We start from the raw sequence: 10819 nt of genomic DNA, 5'->3' as shown, positions 1-10819 counted from the left end.
TGGATCGGAGCTGACCTTAGGGTGAAGCTGCTGGCTCAGGCCTCGACGGCCGGCAACGACACCATCACGGGCTTTAATGTCGCCGACACCATAACCGGCGGTGCCGGCAATGACACGATCGATGGAGCGGAGGGCGACGACATTTATGTCTATGCCCGCGGCGACGGCCACGACACCATCGTGGAATATCTCAATAATGGCTACGACGACCGGCTTGTCTTCACCGATATCAATCCGGCCGACGTCTCGCTGGTGCGAAATGGCAATGACGTCACCATCGTCATCGCCGACAGCGCGCCAGGTGCCGGTGACGGCGGCTCGGTGCTGCTGAAGGACACGCTCGACGATCGATACGGTCGTGGCGTCGAAAAGGTCATCTTCGCTGACGGTACGACGTGGACCCCAGCGCAGATGCGCGACATGTTGCTGACCAGCACGGCAGCGGACGACACATTGGTCGGCTTCTTAGGGGACGATACTTTCCGCTACAGCCGCGGCGACGGCCACGACACCATCGTGGAATATCTCAATAATGGCTACGACGACCGGCTTGTCTTCACCGACATCAATCCGGCCGACGTTTCGCTGGTGCGAAATGGCAATGACGTCACCATCGTCATCGCCGAAAGCGCGCCAGGTGCCGGTGACGGCGGCTCGGTGCTGCTGAAGGACACGCTCGACGATTATTATGGAAGAGGTGTCGAAAAGATCACTTTTGCCAGCGGCGTCGTCTGGACGATAGCCGATGTTCGGTCGAAGCTCCTGACAGAGGCGTCGACGACAGGCAACGATACCATCACCGGATTCAATGTTGCCGATATTATAACCGGGGGGGCTGGCAATGACACACTTACTGGCGGGGCCGGTAGCGACACTTTTATCTTCAAGTCAGGCTTTGGCCTAGATCAGATAACCGACTTTGTTGCCGGACAGGCGAGCGCGGACGTGGTTGAGTTCTCCACTGATGTGTTCGACAACTTTGCTGCCGTTCTTGCTGCAGCAACCCAGGTGGGCAATGACACGATCATTACGCACGACCTAAACAACATACTGACGCTTAAAAACGTTACCTTGGCCAATCTTCACCAGGACGATTTCCGGTTCATTTCTTCCTGACGGATGATTGCAGAGGTGGGGAATTGGTGACGTGACTGATGTGCCTCAGGAGTCGCCGCGGACAACACTCGCGGCGGCTCTGCTCTCCTTTCGAAGTGCATTCGCTGGCATTGGTCTTGTCAGCGCGATCATCAACATTCTCGCACTGACCGGCTCTTTTTTCATGTTGCAGGTCTATGACCGTGCCGTGCCAAGCAGCAGCGTGCCAACACTTGTTGGCTTAGGAATGCTTGCGACGTTTCTGTATGCCTTCCAGGGCATCCTGGAATTGATACGGTCCCGTCTTCTGGTTCGTATCGGCGTTGCGCTCGACCTTAGGACATCCGGCTCCGTCTATATCGCAATGATGCGGCTGCCACTGCACACCAAACTTTCGGGCGATGGATTGCAGAGTTTCAGGGATCTCGACCAGGTCCGTTCTTTTTTATCGAGCGCAGGCCCGACGGCACTTTTCGATCTGCCGTGGATGCCGTTCTACATCGCAATCTGTTTTCTGTTCCATTTCTGGATCGGCGTCACGGCGCTTTTAGGCGCCGTCATCCTATTTGGATTGACGTTGCTGGCAGAGCTTCTGACAAAACGGCCAACACATCTGGCAAGCGGACATGCCGCCACCCGCAGCGCTTTGGCTGAATCTACTCGGCGAAACGTAGATGTTCTCCAAGCGATGGGGTTTGGCGACCGTTTCGCTGAGCGCTGGTCCCAGATCAATGCCGATTATCTACACGCGCACGCTAAGGCCAGCGACGTCGCCGGAACACTTGGTACGACCTCGAAGATCCTTCGCATGATGCTACAGTCCGGCATGCTTGCGATCGGTGCCTATCTGGTGATCCAGAAAGAGGCCACCGGGGGCATCATGATCGCAAGTTCGATCATGATGGGGCGCGCACTCGCTCCGGTGGAACTCGCAATCGGCCATTGGAAGGGCTTTGTATTTGCGCGCCAGAGCTGGTCGCGGCTGACGCAACTGCTGTCGATCTTCAAGGAAGAGCAGACAACACTTGTGTTGCCGCAACCCAACGCATCGATTTCCGTCCAAGGGGTTTCCATATCCCCTCCCGGAGACCGAAAGCTTGTGGTGCGCGATGCTACCTTCGCACTCTCTGCCGGAGACGGCCTGGGTATCATCGGCCCCAGCGCGTCCGGCAAATCGTCTCTTGCGCGAGCGCTCGTGGGCATCTGGTTACCAGCGGCTGGGACCGTGCGACTGGACGGAGCCAGTCTCGACCAATGGAGTTCAGGAGACCTGGGAAAACACATTGGTTATCTGCCCCAGGATGTTCAGCTGTTTAGCGGAACTATTGCTGAGAACATCGCGCGCTTTGATCCGCAAGCATCCGGACCCGCAATCCTCGACGCGGCCACGCAGGCCGGTGTCCACGACATGATCGTGCACTTAGCGAACGGCTATGACACCGAGGTGGGAGAGGGCGGTTCAGCCTTGTCGGCGGGGCAGCGCCAACGCGTTGCATTGGCCCGGGCTTTGTATGGCAATCCGTTCCTGGTGGTCCTCGACGAACCCAATTCCAACCTCGATGCCGAGGGCGAAGCGGCACTTACAAAAGCAATACAGGCAGTTCGCAGCAGGCAAGGCATAGCGATTGTCATAGCTCATAGGCCCAGCGCTCTAGCCAGTTTGGATTTGGTTGCGGTTATGGCTAGTGGGCGGATTCAAGCATTCGGACCCAAGTCTGAGATTCTGAACAAGACGACAAGACAACCTCAACAGCCGGCTGCATTAAAGGTCGTCGCCGGGGCCGGTGAGGGTGACCTGTGACCCTGCATCCAGCAGAAGCGACTGAAAAGACCATTCGGCACTATCTGACTGTCGCGGTCAGCGCCTGCGTTCTACTCATTGGCGGTGTTGGTGGCATAGCCGCGATGACTGAGCTTTCCGGTGCGGTCATCGCTCCAGGCTCCTTGGTGGTCGATTCAAACGTCAAGAAGGTGCAGCATCCTACCGGTGGTGTTGTTGCAAAGATCAACGTGCGCGAAGGGGATCAGGTCGAGGCCGGCAGCGTACTGCTTCAACTCGACGAAACCGTCACACGTGCGAACTTATCAATTGTCGACAACAGCCTTGACGAACTCAGCCTTCGCGTAGCGCGGCTGGAAGCGGAACGCGATAATCTGGAGACCCTCAACGTCTCCTCGCTTAAATTCTCGAAAGATCCGACCGACCTCGCCAAGCTGATCAGCGGCGAACATTCATTGTTTCAACTGCGTAAGGAAGCTCGCCTTGGACAGAAGGCACAATTGCGCGAACGTATAGCTCAACTGAATGAACAGATCGGTGGCTTGACACAACAGCGTGATGCGAAGCGGGAAGAAATTAAGCTGATCGCAAAAGAGCTCGATGGCATCAGATCTCTTTGGGCGCAGAAACTTGTTTCCATCGAACGAATGACAGCGCTTGAGCGCGAAGCAGTCAGGCTCGAAGGTGAGTTTGGTCAACTCACCGCATCCATCGCACAGGCGAAAGGGCAGGTCGCGGAAATCAATCTCCAGATCATCCAGATCGACCAGGATATGAGATCCGAAGTTGCTGCTGAATTGCGAGACGCGCGCGCAAAGATTGGCGAAATGACGGAGCGAAAGGTTGCTGCTGAAGATGCATTGAAGCGCATCGACCTGCGTAGCCCACAGTCAGGCGTAGTCCACCAACTTTCTACCCACACGGTGGGCGGCGTGATTTCCGCCGGCGAACAGATCATGCTGATCGTTCCGGTTGCCGATCGGCTGACGGTAGAGGCGCGTGTCGCCCCCCAGGACATCGATCAGGTTTCTGTCGGGCAGGATGCGAGTCTCCATCTCTCTTCTTTCAGCCGGCAAACAACGCCCGTACTCAATGGCCTGGTTACGAGGGTATCCGCTGATTTGACGACCGATCAGCGCACCGGTGCAGCTTACTATACGGCGCGCATTGAGATTCCCGCCGACGAGGTGAAAAAGCTGGATCAACTGACGCTCACACCGGGAATGCCGGTCGAGGTCTTTTTGTCCACCGGCGAACGCACGATGATCTCGTATTTGATGAAGCCTCTTTCCGACCAGATATCACGAGCGTTCCGCGAAGACTAATCTCTCCGGTTGACTGGAAACACATCAGAAATAGCCTTCGCGACCTCCAAGCCGGCTTTTTCGAATGTCCCTCTCTTGCGAGTCAGCCGCATCGGCTAGACACGACCAAACGGCCTGTCGCCCACCAGATTATCGACACGACCAGGAAGCTCACGATGCCATCTGCGGCGTAGTGCCAGCCGGTATAGATCGATGTGTAGTAGATCAGCAGCACAAAGAGCCACGCGAACACCCCAGCGGCCCGATTGATCGACCATAACAGGCAGGCATTCAGGACGACGATGGCGATATGCATGCTGGGCATTGCTGAGATTCCGGTGCCAAAGCCGGCTTCGCGGGAACGGTATGCCTCCAGGAGGTATGATGCCGTGATACGGATGATCTCCGTTGATGGCTTATCCCGCAAGCTGGATTTCAGCTCACCGAAGTATGGCCCACCGTAGATATCTGGATAAAAGATGGGACCTACAGAAGACAGCAACGTAGCCATCACCGTGCCAATGATGACGATGGTTAGTGCAATCGCCCACAAATACCTAGTTCTGGCGAGGCGATCTGACCATAACGCGACGAAGAACACTGTCCCAAACCACTGCAACGACCAGATGACAACGTAGCAATGAATGACAAATTGCGACCAGATCTCACTCCTGATCTGGTGAGTGTAGCGCCAAGGAGATCTGCCTAACAGCCAACGCTCCGTCTGGGAAATCCAGACATCCGCATAAAACGGAATGATGTTGGGAATATTGTTCTTGAAGGTCGTGAATGCCACTAAGCCAGCGAAGAACAAACCAACAATCAGCATGAATATGATGCCGCGTTCGCGGAAGGTTTCGATCGCGTATCGCAGAGGTGCTTCACGTCCATAAAGCAGTGCCTTCACGCTAAGCCCTGCCGGCAACAGCACAATCAGCGCAACCACCATCTTTTCCAGATACATGGGGGCAACGCTCTGGAACGACGCTGGATCGTAGAGGGCCGCCGCTGCGATATACACCGCCATGAACATGAGCAGGCGTATGGACCATCTCGTCGCAGCATCGCTTTGTGCGAGCTCAACATCGTTGAGCTCAATTGAATCGACTTTCGTCATGGTAAGCTCAGTTTATCGAAGTCCAGATTATGTATGCCGCATCGAATATCACGGAAGTTGTTACAATACTGAAAACAGCTAGATGCTAATTGATGGCTGCGAAGGCCGATTTAACAACTAATCACCGTACGGGCGTGTCCTATTACACGGTGCGGGTAGAAATACCTGCCGAGGAAGCAAAAACGCTCAACCAGCCAACCCTCACGCTGGGAATGCCGGTCGAGGTCTTTCTGTCCACCGGCGATCGCACATGATTTCATGTTTGATGAAGCAACCTTCCGATTAGATAGCGCGAGTGTTTCACGAAGAATGAGGACGCGTGAAAAGCGAGATTGACCATTGCCGGCGCCGTGTGGACGTACGGTGTCCGGTGAGGGAAACATGCCATGCCTATGCGTCAAATGCTCGATGTTGCGGGAGTGTTTCAGCCTGAAGAAATTACCCTGCTGACGAGGGGGATTCGAGGCAACTTGCCGCACGTTCGAAAACGTCAGTGACAGAGAGCAGCACGCCGCGCGGATCATCGCGAATTACCAGCTTGGCATCAGAGACGAGGCGGAACTGATCGAGCTCTCGCGGCGGCCGTTGGGGCTCTAGTCCGAGGAATCGCGCGGCAGGATTGCTGGCGGCTGTGCAGGTTTCGCGTTTCAGCCTTCACATTTGGGAACTTAACGACGCCTCTTGTATTGGGTGATCCTAGCGGTGGTTGGGTCGCCAACCATTCCGAACGTTCGAACATACCTTGAGGAGGTAAGTATGGCCGTTCTGCATCGCTCAGGAAGCGGCATCGCTTATCCGGGCGACATGGAAGCTCTCAAACACATCTACGACGATCTCTGCACCGAACATGGCTATTGTGCCGGTAGCCCGGCCGCTGAAGATCTTGCAAAGGCAACGATGGATCTGTTTGAACCGCCCCGGGTTTTCCGGAGGCTCCAACTCCTGAGAAGGTGGAGCCATGACAAGCAAGACGACCAACAAGTTCTCTCCCGAGGTCCGAGCCCGTGCGGTGCGGCTGGTTCTGGATCACGAAGGCGAGCATGCCTCGCGGTGGGCGGCGGTGTCGTCGATCGCCGCCAAGATCGGCTGCACGGCGCAGACGCTGCATGAGTGGGTGAAGAAGGCCGAGCGCGACAGTGGCGTGCGAGCCGGTGTGCCTACGGATGTGGCGACGAAACTCAAGGCTTTGGAACGCGAGAACCGCGAGCTTCGCCAGGCCAACGAAATCCTTCGCAAGGCTTCCGCGTATTTTGCCCAGGCGGAGCTCGACCGCCGGTTCAAGCCATGATCGCATTCATTGACGATCACCGCGAGGCGCATGGGGTCGAGCCGATCTGCAAGGTGCTGCCGATCGCCCCGTCGACCTACCACGACCATGTCGCCAAGCGCATCGATCCCTCCCGGCTGTCGGCTCGGGCGAAGCGGGATGAGGCTTTGAAGGATGAGGTCCGACGCGTGTTCGAGGCGAACTTCCGCGTCTACGGCGTTCGCAAGGTCTGGCGGCAATTGCAGCGCGAGGGCTTCGATGTCGCCCGCTGCACGGTTGCCCGCCTGATGAAGGCCATGGGCCTCGAAGGCATCATCCGTGGCAAGCCGATCCGCACCACGGTGAGCGACAAGGCGGCACCATGCCCTCTCGATCACGTCAATCGCCAGTTCCATGCCCCGGCGCCGACCATGCTGTGGGTCTCCGACTTCACCTACGTCGCGACCTGGACGGGCTTCGTCTATGTCGCCTTTGTCATCGACACCTATGCTCGCCGGATCGTTGGCTGGCGGGTGAGCCGGACGGCGCATGCCAGCTTCGTTCTGGACGCTCTGGAACAGGCTCTCCATGATCGGCGGCCTGTGCAGGGAGGCGGGCTTATCCATCACAGCGATAGAGGCAGCCAGTACGTCAGCATTCGATACACTGAGCGCTTGGCGGAGGCCGGCGTCGAGCCTTCGGTGGGTAGTGTCGGCGATAGCTACGACAATGCTCTCGCCGAAACGATCAACGGCCTCTACAAGGCCGAGGTGATCCATCGACGCGGACCATGGCGCTCGTTCGAGGCCGTCGAGTTCGCGACGTTGGAATGGGTCGACTGGTTCAACAATCGCCGGCTGCTGGAGCCCATCGGCAACATCCCGCCGGCCGAAGCCGAGGAACGCTACTATGCCATGCTGGAAGAACCAGCCATGGCCGCGTGACTCAAACGAAACGGCCTCCGGAAAACCCGGGGCGGTTCAGTTTGCCCAAGGGGTCTTCGATGAGCAGGAGATTATCGAATCTCTGAGCCTGTACATTGAGCGAAAGTCGTCTGACTTAAATGGCGATGCATAGCGAACTACCAACTCGGCATACGCGACGAAGCGGAGTTGATCGAACTCTCACGCCGTCCGCTCGGAACCGGCCCGACAGGAGTGTGGACTCACATCGGACCGGCCCGGATCGCTGCTGGAGAGGGTCCATCAGCGCCCAGAAAACTGCGTGGAGTTGCTGTTGTTCCAAAAAAAACGCCGCCTTGGAGAACCGAAGGCGGCGCAGTCATCACAGGTTAGGTTTCGCTAAAATATCAGAGCTGTGTTTGGTTTCAAGATTCTGCGGAGCTGAAACCAAAACCCCGGCCGGAGCCGGGGGCCTATACAGGTCAGCAAGCCTTGCGCCGTGGTAGCTCGTTGGCGATCTCTGTGTGAAGTTCACGCAGCGCGCGGACCATCTCGATAGGCCTGGCAAGCCAAGAGCGCGCAAACGGCAATTGCAATAGAGGCCGCCTTCGTTACCGAATGCGAGGCGCCGTTCTCGCTTGTAAGAAAGCGGCCGGCTAGGTGTATTACTTCACCTTGGAGGGGAAACCAGCCGACCGCCGCGCTGCGAGGCGCATGGCCACGATAGCAGTTCGCGGCGAGCCGAAAAGCCCCGACAATTAATTTGAACCGAATGTAGCCGACGCAGTTAAGCCGGCGGCTGATGCGCCCTCTCGATAATCGCATCAGCATGCCTGCCCGGCTATCTTTTCACCCCCTTACTTCAGATGTCGGGCTGGCCCCAGCGAACGCACGTGTGTCAATCGGCCTGGAATGGGGACCCTGGATCGGCGCGCAAAAGGGACCCCTGTAGGGCACCACGGTTAGCGCTCGCCGGGCGAAGCTGGTCTGGGTTGCGCAGGCCGGCGAGCGCGGATCGGCGTTATGGGGTGATCAGGCGCGGTTCTTGAATCGCCAGGATTCGTTTCCGGTCTCGATGATCTCGCAGTGATGGGTGAGCCGGTCGAGCAGCGCCGTCGTCATCTTGGCGTCGCCGAAGACAGCGGGCCATTCGCCGAACGCCAGATTGGTGGTGACGATGATCGAGGTGCGCTCGTAGAGCCTGCTGATCAGGTGGAAGAGCAACTGCCCGCCGGCTTGCGCGAAGGGCAGATAGCCGAGTTCGTCGAGGACGACGAAGTCCAATCGGGTCAGGTAGTCAGCGATACGGCCCTGCTTGCCACCGCGGTGCTCGGTCTCGAGCCGGTTGACGAGATCAACGACATTGAAGAAGCGACCGCGCGTCCCGTTGCGGATGAGGGATCGGGCAAGGGCAATCGCCAGATGTGACTTGCCGGTTCCGGTGCCGCCGATGAGAACGGCGTTACGCTGGTCGGCGACGAAGGTGCCGTTGGCAAGGTCCCTGACCAGCACCTCGTTGACCGGCGTGCCGTCGAAGTCGAACTCCTCGATGTCCTTGGCGATCGGCAGCTTTGCGACGGTGAGCTGGTATTTGATGGAGCGCGCCTGCTTCTCGGCGATCTCGGCCGACAGCAGATCGCCGACGATCCTCGGCGGCTCGTGCTGGCGCTTGATGCCGGTCGCCATAACCTCGTCATAGGCACTGCGCATGCCGTAGAGCTTCAACGTTCCCATCAGATCCAGAACCTGCGTGCGTTCCATCAGCTTGCCCTCCTGAGGCTGTCGTAGCGGGCACAGTCGGCCTGCGGCTCATGGCGCAGGCGAAGAGCGTCCGGGGTGAGAATGGTGATGGCTGGCGCCGGATCGCGCCGCCGCGCCAGAATGTTGATGATGACAGCTGACGAGCAGACGTTCTGGTCGAGCGCCTCTTGGCAGGCGGCCTCCACGGCATCGATCCCGTCGGTCAACACCGCAGCCAGGATCGCCACCATCTGGCGATCACCGTCATCCGAGGACTTCAGTCGGCGCCGGGTCCGCTCCATCGCCGAGGGCAGAACCCAGTCCTGGAACGGCGCGCCATTGCGCAATGCGCCGGGCTTGCGGGCGAGCACGGGGACATAGTGCCAGGGATCGTAAATGGTCTCACCGCGCCCGAACGAACGGGCGTGTTCGGCGACGACAACGCCATCCTGCCGGATGACGATCCTGCTGGCATAGGCCTGGATCTCGACCGGTCGGCCCACGGCAGTCGACAGCACCGAGTATTTGTTGTTGTCGAAGCGCACCGTGCAGGTCTTCGATACCGAGGCGGGGACCGTGTGGAAGCCGTCGAAGGGGCCGCGATACTCGACAAGTTTGCCGCGCTCCTCCTCGAACACCTCCCAGATCGTGCGCTCCGGCTGATCGATATGACGGTGCGTCTTGGTGTAGGCGATGCATTTGTCGAGCAGCCAGGCGTTGAGTTCCTCATAGGATTTGAAGCGCAGCCGCGGCGTGAAGAAGCGCTCGCGCACCAGCCCGACCTGGTTCTCGACTTGACCCTTCTCCCAGCCCGACGCCGGCGTGCAGGCGACCGGCTGCACCAGATAATGGCTGCACATCTGCAGGAAGCGGCGATTGTATTGCCGGTCCTTGCCGACGAATACCGTCTCAACCGCCGTCTTCATGTTGTCGTAGATGCCGCGCGTGCAGGTGCCGCCAAAGAAGGCGAAGGCCCGGTCGTGCGCGTCGAACACCATCTCCTGCGTCTCGCGCGGATAGGCTCTGACGAACATCATGCGGCTGTGGCAAAGCCGGACATGGGCAACCTTCACGGTCACAGTCACGCCATTGATGAGGACGATCTCGTGGCTCCAGTCGAACTGGTAGGCTTCACCCGGCGCGAAGAACAACGGCACATAGGCTTCCGCCGTCGCTGATCCCTGCGCCTTCGCCCAGCTCTTGGCGTATCGGCGAACCGCGTCGTAGCTGCCGTCGTATCCGAGACCGCGGAGCTCCTCAAAGATTCGGATCAGCGTTAGCCGCTCGCGCCCCGCCTTGCCGTGATTGCCACCTAAAAGCCCGTCGAGCTGATCCTGCCAGGGGCCGATCTTTGGCATCGGCTGATGCTCACGCTCGTAACGGAACTCCGTCGCGTTCGACCGCAGCACCTTCCGGACAACCTTCCGCGATATCCTCAACTCGCGGCAGATCTCCTTGATCGACTTCCCCTGGACCAGCGAAAGCCGACGTATCTTCGCAATCGTCTCCACAACCAACATCCAAAACAAATGCCCCCGATGAAACCGAAGGCAGTGTGACAACCCTGCGTTACAGGGGTCCTTTTTGGACGCCGGTCACCCCTGAAACGGGGTCCTTATTCCACGCCGAAACACA

The 10819-nt window shown here is 58.4% G+C and carries 7 protein-coding genes, 1 pseudogene and 1 other annotated feature; of the genes and pseudogenes, 5 read left to right on the top strand and 3 right to left on the bottom strand.

The window, feature by feature from the left end; translation table 11 throughout:
- The 3 genes from AO692_RS19665 to AO692_RS19655 all read left to right on the top strand — a co-directional run.
- Positions 1-1116, top strand: a 1116-nt coding sequence (locus AO692_RS19665) for a calcium-binding protein (RefSeq protein WP_210168303.1), incomplete at its 5' end; no start/stop codon positions are given.
- Positions 1117-1147: 31 nt separating this feature from the next.
- Entirely contained in the window at positions 1148-2896 is a 1749-nt protein-coding gene (locus AO692_RS19660; RefSeq protein WP_152979894.1) for a type I secretion system permease/ATPase, read from the top strand.
- Positions 2893-4200, top strand: a complete 1308-nt coding sequence (locus AO692_RS19655) for an HlyD family type I secretion periplasmic adaptor subunit (protein ID WP_054311745.1) — start codon at positions 2893-2895, stop codon at positions 4198-4200. Before AO692_RS19660 ends, AO692_RS19655 begins: the two co-directional genes overlap by 4 nt.
- Positions 4201-4282: 82 nt before the next feature.
- Here AO692_RS19655 and AO692_RS19650 read toward each other — a convergent pair whose 3' ends face one another.
- A complete protein-coding gene (locus AO692_RS19650) occupies positions 4283-5296 on the bottom strand; it encodes a phosphatase PAP2 family protein (RefSeq protein WP_054311744.1) in 1014 nt (337 codons plus the stop codon).
- 92 nt (positions 5297-5388) lie between these two features.
- Here AO692_RS19650 and AO692_RS33165 point away from each other — a divergent pair, with 92 nt between their 5' ends.
- Together AO692_RS33165 and AO692_RS19635 are read left to right on the top strand one after the other, a co-directional pair.
- Entirely contained in the window at positions 5389-5550 is a 162-nt protein-coding gene (locus AO692_RS33165) for a hypothetical protein (RefSeq protein WP_161808093.1), read from the top strand.
- A gap of 704 nt (positions 5551-6254) precedes the next feature.
- Positions 6255-7486 (top strand): IS3 family transposase gene (locus AO692_RS19635; RefSeq protein WP_152979893.1). Its coding sequence is split into 2 segments (ribosomal slippage): positions 6255-6546 and positions 6546-7486, totalling 1233 coding nucleotides; the frame shifts between segments, so codons are not numbered across the junction.
- Positions 6539-6655: a sequence feature (AL1L pseudoknot), on the top strand. Its footprint overlaps the gene before it by 117 nt.
- A 990-nt stretch (positions 7487-8476) precedes the next feature.
- Here AO692_RS19635 and istB read toward each other — a convergent pair.
- Both istB and istA read right to left on the bottom strand, forming a co-directional pair.
- A complete protein-coding gene (gene istB / locus AO692_RS19630) occupies positions 8477-9205 on the bottom strand; it encodes an IS21-like element helper ATPase IstB (RefSeq protein ID WP_054308547.1) in 729 nt (242 codons plus the stop codon).
- A pseudogene (istA, locus tag AO692_RS19625) lies at positions 9138-10704 on the bottom strand (IS21 family transposase). The gene istB and the pseudogene istA overlap by 68 nt, the downstream one beginning before the upstream one ends.
- Positions 10705-10819: the final 115 nt, after the last annotated feature.

The organism is Mesorhizobium sp. 1M-11 (genome assembly GCF_001303895.1).
In the GTDB taxonomy this organism is placed as follows: Bacteria; Pseudomonadota; Alphaproteobacteria; order Rhizobiales; family Rhizobiaceae; genus Mesorhizobium.
The sequence above is the reverse complement of the archived record's forward strand: the minus strand, read 5'-3'. Positions and strand labels throughout refer to the sequence as shown.